The sequence below is a fragment of the Acidimicrobiales bacterium genome, from assembly GCA_035316325.1.
In the GTDB taxonomy this organism is placed as follows: domain Bacteria; phylum Actinomycetota; class Acidimicrobiia; order Acidimicrobiales; family VFJN01; genus DASXTK01.
This window is the reverse complement of sequence record DATHJB010000094.1, coordinates 1-15,669: the sequence shown is the minus strand read 5'-3', so window position 1 is coordinate 15,669 and position 15,669 is coordinate 1. Positions and strand designations below refer to the sequence as shown.

At 72.5% G+C, this 15,669-nt stretch carries 14 protein-coding genes and 1 tRNA gene; 4 read left to right on the top strand and 11 right to left on the bottom strand.

All coding sequences use genetic code 11. From position 1 onward, the window contains the following. Window positions 1-166 precede the first annotated feature (166 nt). Window positions 167-1,414, top strand: a complete 1,248-nt coding sequence (locus tag VK611_13355; GenBank protein HMG42318.1) for a hypothetical protein — start codon at window positions 167-169, stop codon at window positions 1,412-1,414. Window positions 1,415-1,476: 62 nt separating this feature from the next. On the opposite strand, the gene VK611_13350 is transcribed toward VK611_13355, so the two are convergent. Genes VK611_13350 through VK611_13330 form a run of 5 tightly spaced genes read right to left on the bottom strand, consistent with a single transcriptional unit; the run spans window position 1,477 to window position 6,706 of the window. After that, entirely contained in the window at window positions 1,477-2,238 is a 762-nt protein-coding gene (locus VK611_13350) for an SDR family oxidoreductase (protein HMG42317.1), read from the bottom strand. Between the two features lie 3 nt (window positions 2,239-2,241). Further along, entirely contained in the window at window positions 2,242-2,970 is a 729-nt protein-coding gene (locus tag VK611_13345) for a class I SAM-dependent methyltransferase (GenBank protein ID HMG42316.1), read from the bottom strand. Further along, on the bottom strand, window positions 2,967-5,768 hold the full coding sequence (gene polA, locus VK611_13340; GenBank protein HMG42315.1) for a DNA polymerase I: 2,802 nt from the start codon (window positions 5,766-5,768) through the stop codon (window positions 2,967-2,969). The genes VK611_13345 and polA overlap by 4 nt, the downstream gene beginning before the upstream one ends. Before the next feature lie 9 nt (window positions 5,769-5,777). Then, the gene (locus VK611_13335; GenBank protein HMG42314.1) at window positions 5,778-6,359 is read right to left on the bottom strand and encodes a response regulator; all 582 of its coding nucleotides are present in this window, start codon (window positions 6,357-6,359) and stop codon (window positions 5,778-5,780) included. A 50-nt stretch (window positions 6,360-6,409) separates the two neighbouring features. Beyond that, window positions 6,410-6,706 (bottom strand): hypothetical protein, encoded by a 297-nt coding sequence (locus tag VK611_13330; protein HMG42313.1) that lies wholly within the window; start codon window positions 6,704-6,706, stop codon window positions 6,410-6,412. A gap of 52 nt (window positions 6,707-6,758) precedes the next feature. Between VK611_13330 and VK611_13325 the strand changes: the two genes are divergently transcribed. Together VK611_13325 and malQ are read left to right on the top strand one after the other, a co-directional pair. Continuing rightward, entirely contained in the window at window positions 6,759-7,679 is a 921-nt protein-coding gene (locus tag VK611_13325; GenBank protein ID HMG42312.1) for a DMT family transporter, read from the top strand. A gap of 11 nt (window positions 7,680-7,690) precedes the next feature. Further along, on the top strand, window positions 7,691-9,595 hold the full coding sequence (gene malQ, locus VK611_13320; protein ID HMG42311.1) for a 4-alpha-glucanotransferase: 1,905 nt from the start codon (window positions 7,691-7,693) through the stop codon (window positions 9,593-9,595). A gap of 24 nt (window positions 9,596-9,619) precedes the next feature. Here the strand turns inward: malQ and VK611_13315 are convergent, their stop codons facing one another. Continuing rightward, window positions 9,620-10,159 (bottom strand): GNAT family protein, encoded by a 540-nt coding sequence (locus VK611_13315; GenBank protein HMG42310.1) that lies wholly within the window; start codon window positions 10,157-10,159, stop codon window positions 9,620-9,622. 25 nt (window positions 10,160-10,184) lie between these two features. Here VK611_13315 and VK611_13310 point away from each other — a divergent pair, with 25 nt between their 5' ends. Beyond that, window positions 10,185-11,294, top strand: coding sequence for a crosslink repair DNA glycosylase YcaQ family protein (locus VK611_13310; protein HMG42309.1), 1,110 nt, complete (start codon window positions 10,185-10,187; stop codon window positions 11,292-11,294). 1 nt (window position 11,295) lies between these two features. Here VK611_13310 and VK611_13305 read toward each other — a convergent pair. The 5 genes from VK611_13305 to VK611_13285 all read right to left on the bottom strand — a co-directional run. After that, window positions 11,296-11,368, bottom strand: a tRNA-Leu gene (locus tag VK611_13305). A 254-nt stretch (window positions 11,369-11,622) separates the two neighbouring features. Then, window positions 11,623-13,743 carry a glycoside hydrolase family 3 N-terminal domain-containing protein gene (locus VK611_13300; GenBank protein HMG42308.1) on the bottom strand — a complete coding sequence of 707 codons (2,121 nt, stop codon included), beginning with the start codon at window positions 13,741-13,743 and terminating at the stop codon, window positions 11,623-11,625. Between the two features lie 354 nt (window positions 13,744-14,097). Then, on the bottom strand, window positions 14,098-14,739 hold the full coding sequence (locus tag VK611_13295) for a methylated-DNA--[protein]-cysteine S-methyltransferase (protein HMG42307.1): 642 nt from the start codon (window positions 14,737-14,739) through the stop codon (window positions 14,098-14,100). Window positions 14,740-14,741: 2 nt separating this feature from the next. Continuing rightward, complete coding sequence (locus tag VK611_13290; protein ID HMG42306.1) at window positions 14,742-15,236, bottom strand: RNA polymerase sigma factor; 495 nt, start codon at window positions 15,234-15,236, stop codon at window positions 14,742-14,744. Window positions 15,237-15,304: 68 nt separating this feature from the next. After that, a partial coding sequence (locus VK611_13285; GenBank protein ID HMG42305.1) for a peroxiredoxin occupies window positions 15,305-15,669 on the bottom strand: 365 nt, incomplete at its 5' end.

Sequence of the window (15,669 nt, the reverse complement as noted above, 5' to 3'; positions counted from 1 at the left end):
GGCGCGCGGACATGGAGGGCAGATGGTAGCAGCCTGTCTGACACGTCAGCTAAGGGCGCCGGGTACAACCACCGGCCGAGGCGATAGCGGGACTTCAAGGGCCTGAACGCCACGCTATGTCGCCTATCTTCGGGCCCGACATCGGGCACCAGGGGCAGGGGAACGCATGCAGGGTACGAGTTGGGCGCGCCGTGCCGGGCTGATCGCGGCGGCGATCGCGGCCGTCGCGACGGCAGGCTGCGCGTCGGAATCGGAGTCGTCGCTGGTGCTCGACGGCAGCTGGGAGCGCATGGACCTCTGGGAGCGGCGGAGCTCGTTCGACTTCGACCAGGTCGCCGCCGGCAACGGCAGCGACACGGTGGCGTGGTTGAGCCGCCGCCAGGACGACGAGACCGGTCCGCTCGTCTACTGGGAGATCCGCGACGGCGACGACCCCGCCGAGTTCGAGCTGCCGACGCTCGACGACACGCTGCTCATCCCGGTCGCGGTCGCGGCCGACGGCGACGGCTGGGCCGCGGTGGCGGTCACCCGCGACCGGGCCAACGGCGCCAACACGGGCCTGCTGGCCTGGCACGGCCGCTCCGGGCTGGCCGACTCCGCCGACGTCGAGCAGGCCCAGCCGTTGACGCCGCCGGCCGGTGTCGCCGCCCCGCCCTCGTCGGTGAGCGTGGGCCGTTCGGCCGACCACCTGGTGGTGACCGCGCTGTACGACGGGCAGCCGGTGGTGTGGTCGCGGTCGGGGGCGTCGTCCTCCTCGTCGGGCGACGGCGACGGCGACGGCGCCTGGCGGTCGGGCGCCGACGGCGTCGACCTGGGCCTCGACGCCGGCACGGGCCTCCGGAGCCTGCGGGTGGTCGGCGACGGCGCCCGCCTGGTGCTCGCCGGGGTCGACGACGACGGCACGCCCCACCTGTGGACCTCCGGCGACGGGAGCACCTGGGACGCCCTGTCGTCCGGGAGCCTCCCCCGGTCGGCCGGGTCGGTGGCACTGCTGGCTCCGCTGGAGAAGGGCAGCGTCGCCGTCGGCTGGCTGGGCGACGAGGAGAGCGCGCCGCAGAACGCCACCGCGGCGACCATCCAGCGCCTCACCGCCACCGAGCTGGTGGACGAGGGCGTGCTGGAGGCCGCCCCCGACGACGACGTCGAGCGCGTACGGCTCACCGGCGCCACGGTCGGCCCCGACGAGCGGCTGGTGGTGGTGGGCGGGGCGCTGCGGCCCGACAGCGACCGCACGCCGATGGCCTGGGTGCAGGACGGCGACGAGTGGCGGGCCACCGACCAGGAGGAGCTCACCGGCCACCTCGACTGGGAGTTCCGGGCGATCGTCGCCACCGACGACGACCGCATGATCGCCGTCGCCGCCGCCCTCTCGCACCCCGACGTCGAGTCGTGGCAGTGGCGCCCGGGCGACTAGCGCCCTGACGAAATGTGCACCGGAACGCACGGAAAACGTGCGTTTCCGTGCACATTTCGCCGTCAGGCGATGTCGGGGCGGAGGGCGGCCTCGGTGCCGCCGTCCATCACCACCACCGAGCCGCAGAAGAACGCCGCGTCGGGGCTGAGGAGGAACGTCAGCAGGGCGGCGACCTCGGCGGCGGTGCCGGCCCGGCCCAGCGGCATCGGGTAGATGTCGCCGAGGCCGAAGATCATGTCCTCGATGTCCCTGGTCATGGGCGTCTGGATGAAGCCGGGGGCGATGGCGTTGAGGCGGATGCCCTCGCCGACCCAGTCGGGGTCGACGGCCGCCCGGCGCAGCCACCGGGCCAGCGCCAGCTTGGAGGCGGCGTAGCTGGCCAGGCCCTGGGGGTCGTCGGCACCGAGGCGGCGGGCCTCGGCCTCGTCGCCGTCGAGGCAGGCCGTGACCAGCGATTCCGGCACGCCGGGCTGGGTGGTCGCCGAGTTGGAGCAGACGGCGACCGCCGAGGCGTTCCGGCCCCGGGCGAGCAGCGGCCGCAGCCCCTCCAGCGTCGCCACGGCCCCGAAGTAGTTGACCGACACGACCAGCTCCCCGGGCTTGCCGTTGACTCCGGCAGCCGCCACGACGCCGTCGAGCACCCCGCCGGCGGCCTCGGTGACGCCCTCCACCATCGCCGCCCTTCCGTCGGCGGTCGCCAGGTCGGCCACGACGTCGGCGTCCCGCAGGTCGACCCCGATGACCCGATGCCCGGTGCTGACCAACCGCGACGCCGTCGCCGCCCCGATCCCCCCGGCCACCCCGGTGACGACGATCGTTCCCATGGTTTACGGCTCCTTCGACGCCACGAGCAGGAACTCGGGCGTGTCGATCGTCGGTTCGGCGCGGGCGTAGGCGCCGGGGGTGACCGACCAGATCGCTCGCGGGGTCAGCCCCGACCAGGTCGCCAGGAGGCGGAGCTCCCGGGGGGTGAAGCAGGTGGTCCAGAGGTCGGCCGGGGTGGGCGTGCCGGACTCGTCGAGGACCTCGGTGCGCTCGTGGTTGACGCCGGCCGCCGCGTCGAAGGTGTCGTGGTCCTCCAGCCAGCGGACCTGGAAGTACGCCGAGAAGGCCGACACCGCCGCCACTCCCCCGGGCTTCAGCGCCCGGGCGATCCCCCGGAGCACCTCGCCGTCGGCGTCGAGCGGCGCACCCGGCCCACCCGCCAGACCGAAGGCGCCCTGGCACAGCGAGATGGCCGCGTCGAACTCCGCGTCGTAGCGCAGCTCGCGGGCATCACCCCGGACGAACGTCGCACCCTCGGGCGCGCCCGCCGCCGCCAGGTCGACGAACCGCCGGCTGATGTCGACGCCCACCACCTCCAGCCCCGCCTCGGCCAGCGCGTACGCGTGGCGCCCGGGGCCGCAACCCACGTCGAGCACCCGCTGCCCCGGCTCCAGCCCGAGCTCCCTGACCAGGAACCCCACCTCCTGGGCGGTGCCCTTGGTGAACGAGTAGCGCAGGTAGGCGGCGCCGAGGTGGTCGGCGACCGGCTCGAACCAGTGACCCGCGCTCAACCTTTGGCCTCGGCCCAACTGGGGCCGAAGGCGAGGTTCACCTCCAGCGGCACCTGCAGGTCGACGGCCCCCGACATCGCGTCCAGCACCACCGCCGTCGCCGTGTCGTGCTCGGACGGCACGGCTTCGAGCAGCACCTCGTCGTGCACCTGCAGGATCACGCGGCTGCCCAGCCCCTGCGCCTCCAGCTCGTGGTCGAGCCTCACCAGCGCCACCTTGAAGATGTCGGCGGCCAGGCCCTGGATGCCGGCGTTCATCGCCTGCCGCTCCCCCGCCTGGCGGATGCGGAAGTTCGACGACGACAGCTCGGGGATCGGCCGGCGCCGCCCGAACAGCGTCTCCGTGTAGCCCCGCTCCCGGGCCTCGCGCACCGTCCGCTCCATGTAGGCCTTCACCGACGGGAACGCCTCGAAGTAGGCGTTGAGGATGACGGCGGCGTCCTCGGTGGGGATGTTGAGGCGCTGGCCCAGCCCGTAGGCCTCCATGCCGTAGGCCAGGCCGTACGACACCATCTTCGCCTTCGACCGCTGCTCGATGGTGACGTCGCCGGGCTCGACGCTGAAGATCCGCGACGCCGTCTCGGTGTGGATGTCGCGGCCCGAGGCGAAGGAGTCGATGAGCCCCGGGTCCTCGGCGAGGTGGGCGATGCAGCGCAGCTCGATCTGGTTGTAGTCGGCCACCAGCAGCTCGTAGCCCTCGGCGGGCACGAACGCCTTGCGGAACTCCCGGCCCAGCTCGGAGCGCACGGGGATGTTGTGCAGGTTGGGGGCGTCCGACGACAGGCGGCCGGTGCGGGCCACCGTCTGGTTGAAGGTGGCGTGGATGCGACCGTCGGCCGCCACCTCGGCCAGCAGCCCGTCGCCGTAGGTCGACCGCAGCTTCTCGACCTCGCGGTAGCTCAGCAGGTGCTCGATGATCGGGTGCTGCCCCGCCAGCTTCTCCAGCGACGAGGCGTCGGTGGAGTAGCCGGTCTTGGTCTTCTTCTGGGGCGACAGGCCGAGCTGGTCGAACAGGATCTCCCGCAGCTGCAGCGTGGAGTTGACGTTGAACTCGCGGCCGGCGTCGGCGTAGATCTCGTCGCGGAGGCGGTCGCACTCGCCCACCAGCCGGTCGCGCAGGGCCTTGAGCTCCACCGCGTCGACGCCCACGCCGATGTGCTCCATGCGGGCGAGCACCCGGATGAGCGGCACCTCGATCTGGTCGTTGAGGTCGCGCAGGTGCTGGGCCTCGAGCGAGGCGATCAGCGGCCCGGCCAGGCGGTCGACGGCCAGGGCCTCGCGTCCTGCGAGCTGCGCCGGGCTGACCGAGGTGGCCTCCAGGTCGAGCTGGCCCGACGCCGCGGCGCTGCCGGCCTCGGGCAGCTTGGCGTGGGCGTAGCGCAGCACCAGCTCGTCGAGCAGGTAGCGGGCCTCGGCGGGGTCGATGAGGTACGCGGCGATGGCGGTGTCGAGCGCCAGGCCCGGCATGTCGACGCCGCGGTCGAGCAGCCAGCGCATCAGCGCCTTCGCCTGGTGCAGCGCGATGGGCCGCCCGGTGGCGGGAGCGGGCTTCGCGGCTTCGTCGACGATCGTGCCGTCGCCGGTCACGGTGGGCAGCGGCTCGGCGGCGGCGTCGCCCGTGCCCAGCAGCTGGGCCAGCGCCAGGCGCACGATCTCGTCGTCGACCAGGGCCGCCGGCAGCCAGACGACGTCGCCGGACGCGGCGTCGCGCACGAGCGCGATCCCCTCCAGCGGCGAGCGCCCCTCGTCGCCCTCCCAGGCGGCGGTGAGCGCCAGCGGCACGGGCTCGCCGTTCTCGCCGGTCGGCGCACGGCGCAGGTCGCCCAGCACCTTCACCGCCTGCTCCGCCGACTCCAGCACGGTGACCTCGGCCTCGAGCACCGCGATCTCGACGCCCGCGGTCAGCCCCACGATCTCGTCGCCCAGCGCCTCGGTCAGGCGGTCACCCAGGCTGTGGAACTCCAGGAAGTCGAAGAGCCGGCGCAGCTCCTCCTTGTCGATCGGCCCCCGCACCAGCTGGTCGACGGTGAGGTCGAGCGGCACGTCGAGGACCAGCTTCATCATCTCGAGGTTCTGGCGGACGTGCGCCTCGTTGTCGGCGAGGTTCTGGCGCAGCTTGGGTGACTGCTCGTCGAGGTGGGCGAAGATGCCGTCGAGGTCGCCGTAGGTGTTGACCAGCTTCGCCGCCGTCTTCTCGCCGACGCCCGGCACGCCCGGCAGGTTGTCGGACGGATCGCCCCGCAGCGCCGCGTACTGCACGTAGGCGGTGGGCTTGACCCCGGTGCGCTCCTCGATGCCGGCCTCGTCGTACATCACGTAGTCGGAGACGCCCCGGCGGTTGTAGAGCACCTTGACGTGCGGGTCCTCCACCAGCTGGTAGGTGTCGCGGTCGCCGGTGACGACGAGCGTGTCGACGCCCTGGTCGCGGGCCTGCGTGGCCAGCGTGGCCAGGATGTCGTCGGCCTCGAAGCCGGCCTTGTCCAGGATCGGGATGCCCAGGCTCTCGAGCACCTCGCGCACGAGGCCCATCTGCTGGCGCAGGATGTCGGGTGCGGCGTCGCGGTTGGCCTTGTAGGTGTCGACCATCTCGTGGCGGAACGTCGGCTCGGGCCGGTCGAACGCCACCGCGATCCGCTGCGACCCGTGGTCGCGCAACAGGTTCACCAGCATCGACGTGAAGCCGTAGACGGCGTTCGTGACCTGGCCCGATGCGGTGGCCAGGTCGGTCGGCAGGGCGAAGAAGGCGCGGTAGGTGAGCGAGTTGCCGTCGATCAGGAGGACGGGGCCGGTGGACGCCACTCCTCGACCCTATGACGTGGGGCGGAGGTCGCCGGCGATGACCTTCTCGGCGATGACGCGCATCGTCACCCGGTCCGACATGGCGCGCTTCTGGATGAACGAGAAGGCGTCGTTCTCGCCGAGACCGTGCTCGTCCATCAGGCGGCCCTTGGCCCGGTCGACGATCTTGCGGGTCTCCAGCTGCTCCTCGAGGTTGAGCGTCTGGTCGGCGAGGGCCCGCATCTCGTTGAAGCGGCCCAGCGCCACCTCGACCGCCGGGATCAGCTCGTTGCGCTCGAACGGCTTGACCAGGTAGGCGAGCGCACCGGCATCCCGGGCCTGCTCGATCAGGTCGCGCTGACTGAAGGCCGTGAGGATCAGCACGGCCGCCCGGCGCTCTCCGGCGATCTCCCGGGCCGCCTGGAGACCGTCCATGCCCGGCATCTTGATGTCGAGGATGGCCAGTTCGGGTTCGTGCTCGCGGACCAGCTGCACGGCTTCGTCACCACGGCCGGTCTCCCCGACCACCTCGTAACCCTCCTCTTCGAGGGTCTCCTTCAGGTCGAGGCGGATGATGGCCTCGTCCTCGGCAATGACGACGCGAGTTGCCAACAGCGTTCCCTTTCGATCTTCGTTGATCTTGCTCGTGCCCTGCGACCGAGTCAGGTTCGAGACTCTGCCACGAATTCGTCGAGCAACTCGTCCTGGGAGCCCTCGAGACGTTCGATCTCTGCGAGCACGTGCTCCCGGTGGCGGCGCATCGCGTCGGCGTGCCGTGAGGCCTGCCGATGGTCCTCGCCCGCCATGGGGGTTTCCGACACCAACGCCCGCAGTCGGGCGTCGTCCGCGGTGTCGGCCAACTGTGCCAGCTGCTCGTCGGTGACGCCCAACTCCTCACGCAGTTGACGCAACCGATCGGACACCTGACGGAGCCGCCGTTCGACCGATGCTTTGGACATTGGTGAAATTCTAGGTTCCTTCAGGGACTACGCCCGTTTGAATGGGCCGGACATGCGCCGTCTGCTGGTCCTCGCGTTCATCTGGGGGTGGTCGTTCCTCTTCATCAAGGTGGCGGTGGAGGGCCTGACGCCGTCGACGGTGGCCTGGGCGAGGATCGCGCTGGGGGCGCTTGTGCTGTGGGTGTTCCTGCGGCGCAGGGGGCTCACCCTGCCCACCGACCGGCTGATGCTGCGGCACTTCACGGTGATGGCCGTGGTCGGCACCGCCCTGCCGTTCACGATGCTGGCGTGGGGCGAGGAGCGGATCAGCTCGGCGCTCACGTCGGTGCTCAACGCCTCGACGCCCCTGTTCACGGCCCTGTTCGCGGTGGCCGTCGGGCAGGAGCGGCTGCGGCGCCCCCAGGTGGCGGGGCTGGCCGTCGGCGTGGTGGGCGTGGCCGTGGCGGCCGGCCTGGGCGGGTCCGACCTGGAGGGCTCGTCGGTCGCCGGGTCGCTGGCGGCGATCGGCGCCGGCGTCTGCTACGGCGTGTCGATCACCTACGCCCGCCGCCACCTGACCGACACACCGCCCCTGGTGGCGGCCGCCGGCCAGCTCCTGGCGGGGACGGTCCTGCTCGCGCCGGTGGCGTTGGGCACGTCGGCGGCCTCGGGCGTCCACCTGTCGCCGACCCGGGTGCTGGCCGTGCTGCTGCTCGGCTCGGTGGGCACCGGCGTCGCCTTCCTGCTCCACTACGCCAACATCGCCGAGATGGGGGCGACGAAGGCGTCGCTGGTGACCTACCTGGTACCGGTGGTGGCGGTGGTCGTCGGGATCCTGGCGCTCGACGAGACGTTCGAGTGGCGGCTGCCGATCGGCGGGGTGCTCACCGTCGCCGGCATCGTCGCGGTGACGTCCCGACGCACGTCGCTCGCCGCCGCACCGCCCGCGGGCCTGGAACCGGCGACGGAACCCGTTTCCAGTCCACCCCGGTAGCGTGCCCGCTCGTGGCGAGCGACGCATGGGGAGTCGACGACGGGTACTGGGATGCCCTCGGCGGCCGGCACGAGACGTCGGCCGAGACCGCGGCGGCGCTGCGTGAGGTCATGGGGTCGCCGGACGGCGCGGCCGACCCGGGGCCGTCGCTCCAGCACCCGCTGCGGATCGTCCAGGTGGGCGAGGCGGCGCCGCTCGAGCTCGACGGTCCCGGCGACCTGACGCTGGAGGACGGCACGGAGCTGCGGGTGGAGGGCTCGCTGCCGCCCGACCTGCCCATCGGCTACCACACGCTTCGGCCGCTCGGTTCGGGTGAGGGCGACGACGGCGGCGCTCCGTCGACCCGGCTGATCGTCACCCCCGGCCGCTGCCACCTGCCCCCCGACCTGCACTCCTGGGTGCTCACCGTGCAGCTCCACTCGTGCCGGTCGGACCGCAGCTGGGGCATCGGCGACCTGGCCGACCTGCGCCGCATCGGCACCTGGGCCACCGTCCGGGGCGCCGGCCTGGTCGCCCTCAACCCACTGCACGCTCCGCTGCCCACCAAGCACGTCCAGCCCAGCCCCTACTTCCCGTCGAGCCGGCGCTGGCTCAACCCTCTCTACCTGCACGTCGACGAGCTGCCGGGCGCTGCCGGCGACCCGCTGATCACCCGGCTGGCCGCCGATGCCCGGGCCCTGTCGTCGCAGCGGCTGATCGACCGCGACGCCGTGTGGGCCGCCAAGCGGGCGGCGCTGGAGCGGCTGTGGTCGATCGCCCGGCAGGACGCCCGGCTCGTCGAGTGGCGGGCCGAGCAGGGCGAGTCGCTGGAGACCTACGCCCGGTTCTGCGCCCTGGCCGAGCAGCACGACACGGGCTGGACCGAGTGGCCCGACGAGCACCGCCACCCGTCGTCGCCCGCCGTGGCCGCCTTCGCCGACGCCAACCCCGAGCGGATCGCCTTCTGGGCGTGGGTGCAGCTGCTGCTCGACGAGCAGCTCGACGCCGCCAACGCCACGATCCCGCTGCTGCAGGACCTGGCGATCGGCGTCGACCCGGACGGGGCCGAGGCCTGGACGTACCAGGACCTGCTGGCCCCGGGGGTGCGGGTGGGCGCGCCGCCGGACCGCTTCAACACCGGCGGCCAGGACTGGGGGCTACCGCCGTTCGTCCCCTGGAAGCTGCGCGACGCCGGCTACCGGCCGCTGGCCGAGCTGTGGCGCTCGTCGCTGCGGGCGGGCGGCGGGCTGCGGATCGACCACGTGATGGGCCTGTTCCGGCTGTACTGGCTGCTGCCCGACCAGGGTCCGGCCGAGGGGGCGTACGTCCGCTACCCGGCCGACGAGCTGCTGGCGGTGCTGGCCGTCGAGTCGACCCGGGCGGGGGCGCTGGTGGTGGGCGAGGACCTGGGGACCGTCGAGGACGGCGTGCGGGAGCGGCTGGCGGCGGCCGGTGTGTTGTCGACCCGGCTGGTGTGGTTCGACTGGGAGCCGCCCGAGCAGTTCCCGGTGCAGGCGTTGGCCGCGGTCACCACCCACGACCTGCCCACGATCGCCGGCGTGTGGACCCACGACGACGTGGCCGACCAGCGCGGCGCCGGCCTCCCGGTCGACGAGGACGCCGCGGGGCAGATGCGGGCCCGGGTGGCGGACCTGGCGGGGGCGGGCGACGACGCCCCGGTGGACGACGTGGTGGTCGGCGTGCACCGGCGGCTGGCCAACGCCCCGTCGATGCTGGTGGCGGCCACGTTCGAGGACGCCCTGGCGGTCACCCGGCGACCCAACATGCCGGGCACGGTGTCGGAACGACCCAACTGGTCGCTGGCGCTCCCGCTGTCGTTGGACGACGCCCTCGGCGACCCCCTGGTGAACGCCGTGGCGGCCTCGCTGCGGGAGGGCCGCCGCCGCACGTCCCCCGCCACCGAGGAGGGCTCCTGACCGAAACCTCGACAGAGGTGGTGGCTATGGCGCCGTCTGTGTCGAAGTTTCGGGCTCGGTGAGCTCGGCGGCGAGCAAGTCCATCAGCAGGCCGTCGTGCCAGGTGCCGTCGGAGCCTCGCTCGGACTGCCGGGTGATGCCGACCGGCTTGAAGCCGACCTTCGTGTAGCAGCGGATGGCGGGGGCGTTGTCGGCGGCGGGGTCGATCTCGAGGCGGTGGTAGCCGTGGTCGACGAAGAGGTGCCGGGCCAGCGTGCGGACCGCGTCGGTGCCCACACCCCGCCCGTGCACCGCCGGGTCGACGTAGATGTCCATGTGGGCGTGCCGGTAGTCGGGCTCCTCCTCGGAACCCCACTGGATCCACCCGACGATGTCGTCGTCGAGCAGGATCACGTAGGCGGTGACGTCGTCGTCCACCTCGGCGAAGTCCTCCTCCACGGCCTTGACCAGGTCGTCGCCGCCCCGCCAGTGCCGGTACACCTCCGGCGTCCGGCGGATCTCCACCAGCCGCGGGGCGTCGGTCTTCTCCGCTATCCGCAGCCGCACCCGGGCGCCCTCCAACACGGACGTGACGCTACCGTCGCCCGACGTGCCCGACGTGAGCGCCGAGCAGGCCGTGTCGTTCCGGGTGGCGGCCCACGGCCTGGACCGCCGCCGCCGCCCGCTGGCGGTCCGGACCGCCGTGCCCGACTACCCCAAGGGGGCTGCGCTGCGGGCGCTGGCAGCCCGGTTCGTCGACGTGGGCCCCGACACGCTGACCGAGGGGACCCTGCTCCGGGCCTTGTCCCTCCGGGGCACGACCCACGCCTTCGCCGCCGCGGACGCCGCGGTCTACACGCTGGGCGTGCTCCCCACGCCGGACGACGAGTCGGCGGCGCAAGCCGCGCTCGGCTCCTCCTGGCCGGTCGTCGGCTCCTTGGGGGTGAGCGCCGTCGATGCCCTGGCCCGGGTGACCGCCGAGGTCTCGGATGTCATGGCCGACGGCCACGCCCGCTCCCGGGGCGCCGTCAGCGAGACCCTCCACGGTCGGCTCCCCCAGGGCTGGGAGCCGTGGTGCGAGCGCTGCGGTGCCCACCACGTGCCCGACCTCCCCTTCCGCCTCGCCCTCGTCGCCGCCGCCCTCCACTTCCCCACCGACGGCCCGGAGCTGGCGGCAGGGCCACGCCCGGACGTCGCCGGTCACGCCGAGGCCCGGGCCGAGCTCGTCCGGCGGTTCCTCGGCGCCTACGCCCCGGCGTCGGCTCGGGCGTTCGGCGAGTGGGCCGGACTGGGGCCCGCCGAGGCCGACGCCTCGTTCGCCGCGCTCGGCGACGAGATCGTCGCGGTCCGCCTCGACCGCCGCTCGGCGATGGCTCTGGCGGTCGACCGGGAACGGCTCCACGAACCGGTGGCCGTCGTCGGCGTGCGGCTGGTACCGGCCGGCGACCCGTTCCTCCACCAGCGCGACCGCGCCACCCTGCTCCCCGACCCTGACCACCGCCGCCAGCTCTGGCGCCCCGCCGGCGCCCCGGGCCTCGTCCTGATCGACGGCACCCCGTCCGGCGTCTGGCGCCACAAGCAGGCCAAGTCCCACGTGGCCGTCACCGCCGACCTGTGGACCGCCGCGCCCAACGCCCGGCTCACCTCAGCCCTTACGACCGAGGCCGCCGCCACCCTCTCGACCACCCCCGACGAGGTCGAGATCCACGTCAACCCTTAGGTGCGGGCGGTGGGATTCGAACCCACACTGTCGGGTGTTTGAGACCCGTTCCTCTGCCGTTGGGATACGCCCGCAAAGGACCCGCGAGCCTACCCCCGCCAACCACCCCGCCTCCGCCCCAAGCGGACTCGGCGGAGCCGAGGCCGTACCCTCCAAGGATGCGACGTCTGATCTTCGTTGTGGTGGTGGTCGGCGTGGTGCGGGTGGTGTTGTCGTACCGCGAGCGGAAGCTGACGGCCGGGGAGGCCGAGCTGGGCCTCACAGAGTGAAGGCCCTGGCCATCCTCAGGACGACCAGGGCCTTCTGCGCATGACCTCTGCCTCTCGGCTTACCGCCTGGTGGTCAGGCCGTAGCCGTAGGGGAACAGCGGGTGGTAGTCCCGGTCGCCCACGTTGATGGGGACCTGGTCCTCGCTGCGGGGCCACGTCACCGACAGCTTGCCGGTGAACGCCTTGCGGCCGAACAGCACGTCGGCGACGCCCGCACCCTCGCTGCCGGGCAGCCAGGAGGCGACGAGGGCATCCATCTCGCCGAGCTGATCGGTGACGACCTGCGGCCGCCCCGACACCACCAGCACGACGCACTTGCTGATGGCGCCGCACACGGCGTCGACCACGGCCTTGTCGCCGGGCAGCAGCGACAGCGACTTCTCCTCCAGCTGCGCCGGGGAGCAGAAACCGCACTCGGGGCCGTCGATGTCGCCGTAGCCCTCGGCGTAGGGCGTCTCACCGACCACCACGATCCCGACGTCGGCACCCGCCATGGACGCCGAGGCGTCGGCGCTGTAGGTGACGTTCGCGTTCGGGGCGACCTCGCGGATGCCCTCCAGGACCGTGGTGCCGGGGATGATGTCGCCCGGCACGCCCTGCCACTGGATGGTCCAGCCGCCGGCCTGGTTGCCGATGTCGTCGGCGTTGCGGCCGGCCACGTAGATGTCGCCGCTCGGGGCGAGGGGCAGCAGGTTGCGGCTGTTCTTCAGCAGCACCTGCGACTTCGCCACGGCCTCACGGGCCAGTGCCCGGTGCTCGGTGCTGCCGACCTCGTCGAGGTTGTCGTCCGAGGCGAAGGGCCGCTCGAACAGGCCGAGCTCGAACTTCTTCGTGAGGATGCGGCGGACCGCGTCGTCGATGCGGGACCGGCTCACCCGGCCCGCCCGGGCCTCGACCAGCAGCAGGTCCTCGAACTGCTTGGCCGTGTTCGGCTCCATGAACATGTCGGTGCCGGCGTTGACCCCGGTCCGCACCTTGTAGCCGGTGAGGCCGGCGTTGGCGGGATCCGACGGGTCGGGGATCTGGTGGATGCCCTCCCAGTCGGAGATCACGAAGCCGCCGAAGCGGAGGTCCCGCTTGAGGACGTCGGTGATCAGCTCGCGGTGGGCGTGCATCTTCGTCGGGTTGCCGACGCCGTCTTCGGTCCAGTCGACGCTGGAGAACGACGGCATGACGCTGCCGACGCCCTGGTGCTTGATCGCCTCCACGTAGGGGGCGAGGTCGATCCGCTGGAAGTCACGCCGGTTGGTGACCGTGACGCCCTGGTCGATGGTGTACTTCTGGTCGAACCACGGCAGGCCTTCGTTGGCCGCGGCGACGGCCTCGTCGAACTCGGTGTCGCCGTCGCCGGCGTAGTGCTTCGCCGTCGCCAGCACGCTGCCCTCCGACGACAGGTCGCGGCCCTCCGTCCCGTCGACGATGCTGGTCAGCTTCGTGACCAGCGCCGGGTCCTCGCTGAAGCTCTCGTAGGAGCGACCCCAGCGCTCGTCCCGGGTCACGCAGACGCAGGGCGAGAAGTTCCACGGGATGCCGGTGGCCCGCACCTCTTCGGCGGTCGCTCGGCCGATCCTCTCGACCAGGCGGGCGTCGCGGGTGGAGCCGAGGCCGATGTTGTGCGGGAAGATCGTCGCCCCGAACACGTTGCCGTGGCCGTGGACGGCGTCGACGCCGTAGATGATCGGGATCTGCAGGCGGGTGGTCAGGGCCTGGGCCTGGAAGTCGTTGACCATGTCGAGCCACGCCTCGGGCGTGTTCGTGGGCGGGGTGGAGCCGCCGCCGGACAGCACGGAGCCCAGCTGCCACTCGGCGATCAGCGACGGATCGTCGAAGACCGCGCCCCGCTCGGCCTGGGTCATCTGGCCGATCTTCTCCTCGAGCGTCATGCGGCCGAGCAGGTCGGCGACCCGCTTGTGGACCGGCTGGCGGCGGTCGAGGTACGGGAAGCCGTGGGCGTTGACGACGATGGTGCTGCTGTCGTCGCCGACCTGGAGCTCGGCGGCCTGGGCGGCCTCGGCGGTCCCGTCCTGCCGGGCCGTGAGGTCGAGCGTCTGGGTGGTGCCGGACGCGGTGCCGGCCGGGAAGGTCAGGGTGCCCGACGCCTTCGTGACGTCGGCGGTGGTGGTGTAGGGGACGGTGGTGTCGGCCGCGAGCGGGCGGCCGTCGGCGGTGGTGACGGTCACGCCCACACGGGCGGTACCGCCTTCCGCCACCGTGTAGACGGCTTGGTCGGTCGTGACGGCTGGTGCTGCGGGAGCCGCTTGCGCCACGGCGCCGTCCAACACGACCGCTGTGGTCGTGAGGAGCAGCGCCGACATTGCGCCAGCGAGCGCAGGTCGCAGTCGTTGGATGTGCGACGGTCTGATCACGAGATCACCCCCCGGGATCCGTTCTGTCGGAGGCCCTCTGGCCCACGAGCCACCGTACGAACGGCGCCGTGAACGAGGTATCAAGATTCGCCCATCCGCATGAACGATTCGTGAACGCCCGCCTCCGATCCGTGTCCCCGCCGGAGGGGTCCCGGGTGCTCGGCGGCGTCAGCCGTTGAGGAGGCGGGCGCCCTCGAGGTGGAGGAGCCACGCCTTGGCCTCGAGGCCGCCGCCGTAGCCGCCCAGGTCGCCGCCGGTGCGCAGGCAGCGGTGGCAGGGCACGACGATCGCGATCGGGTTGGTGGCCATGGCGGTGCCCGCGGCCCGGCTGGCCTTGGGGTTGCCGGCCCGCTCGGCCAGCTCCTTGTACGACACGGTCTGGCCGTAGGGGACCTGCACCAGCTCGCCGAGCACGGTGCGGCGGAAGCCCCTCGAGAGCTGCCAGTCGAGCGGGACGTCGAAGTCGTGCCGTTGCCCCTCGAAGTACTCGTCGAGCTGGCGCCGCACGCCGTCGAGCCGGCCGGGCGACCTCAGCACCCGGGGCGACACCTGGCGGGCCAGGTCGTCGATGGCCTGCCCGTCGTCGCCGAACGACAGGCGCACCAGGCCGGACGGCGTCGCCGCCAGCGTGAGGTGTCCGACGGGCGAGTCGGTCACGGTCCAGGCGACGTCGACCAGCCCCTCCGCTTCGGCGCGACGGTTGACGCTGTCGAGGAGGTCGGTCATGTCGGGCACCCCTTCTGGGTCGGGGACGGGCAGGCGCCGCAGCAGCCGGCCGATCTCGTCGTGGTCGGAACGTGGGTCGGCCATCGCTACACCTCCTGCCTCTCGTGGTCGGGAAGGTTCCGGCGCAGGCTCTGCAGCCCGGCCCGGACGTTCTGGCGGACGGCTGCCTCGCTGCTGCCGATGACCTCGGCGATCTCGGCGTACGGGCGGTCGAGCACGTAGCGCTGCACGACCGCGGAGCGCTGCTTGGTCGGCAGCTCCGCCACGGCCGACCACAGCGACCCGGCGCGCCCGTCGGGCTCGGGGTCGACGTGGGCGACCTCGGGCGGCTCGGCGATCGGGTCGGCCCGACGGGACCGGGCGCGGGCCTGGTCGATGACCTTGCGGTGGGCGATCGTGAACAGCCAGCCGCGCAGGTTCCCGTCGGAGCGCAGGTCGGGATACGTGCGGAGCGCCGCGATCACGGTCTCCTGGAAGGCGTCCGCGCCGTCGTGCGGGCCCGCGGTCGCGACGAGGAACCGGTGCAGGTCGGCGGCGTGCTCGTCGAGCAGCGTCTGGAAGGGCGGGAGCCGTCTCACCACTGGTTACAACGCCGCGGCCGGCCCCGGTGTGAGGTCGCCGTCGCCGATCGTCGCCCGAGCCGCCGACGTCACTTCTTCAGGGCGGCGAGGAGCTTCGTGGGGGTGTCCTTGGGGCTGATCTTGGGCCAGGCCTCGGCGATGGTGCCGTCGTCGGCGACGAGGTACGCCGAGCGGATCACGCCCATGTACTTGCGGCCGTACATGCTCTTCTCGCCCCAGGCGGCGTACGACTCGGCGACGCTGTGGTCCTCGTCGGCCAGCAGCGGGAACCCCAGGCTGTACTTCTCGTCGAACTTCTTCTGCTTCGCGGGCTTGTCGGGGCTGATGCCCACCACCTTGGTGTCACCGATGTCGCCGAGGATGTCCCGCAACCCGCACGCCTGCGCGGTACACCCCGGCGTGTCGGCCTTGGGATAGAAGTAGACGAGCGTGG

What these genes read in the sequence shown, in the direction of transcription:
- VK611_13355 (HMG42318.1), top strand. Translation starts at nt 167, where the DNA reads ATGCAGGGTACGAGTTGGGCGCGCCGTGCCGGGCTGATCGCGGCGGCG.
- VK611_13350 (HMG42317.1), bottom strand. Translation starts at nt 2,238, where the DNA reads ATGGGAACGATCGTCGTCACCGGGGTGGCCGGGGGGATCGGGGCGGCG.
- VK611_13330 (HMG42313.1), bottom strand. Translation starts at nt 6,706, where the DNA reads ATGTCCAAAGCATCGGTCGAACGGCGGCTCCGTCAGGTGTCCGATCGG.
- VK611_13325 (HMG42312.1), top strand. Translation starts at nt 6,759, where the DNA reads ATGCGCCGTCTGCTGGTCCTCGCGTTCATCTGGGGGTGGTCGTTCCTC.
- VK611_13295 (HMG42307.1), bottom strand. Translation starts at nt 14,739, where the DNA reads ATGGCCGACCCACGTTCCGACCACGACGAGATCGGCCGGCTGCTGCGG.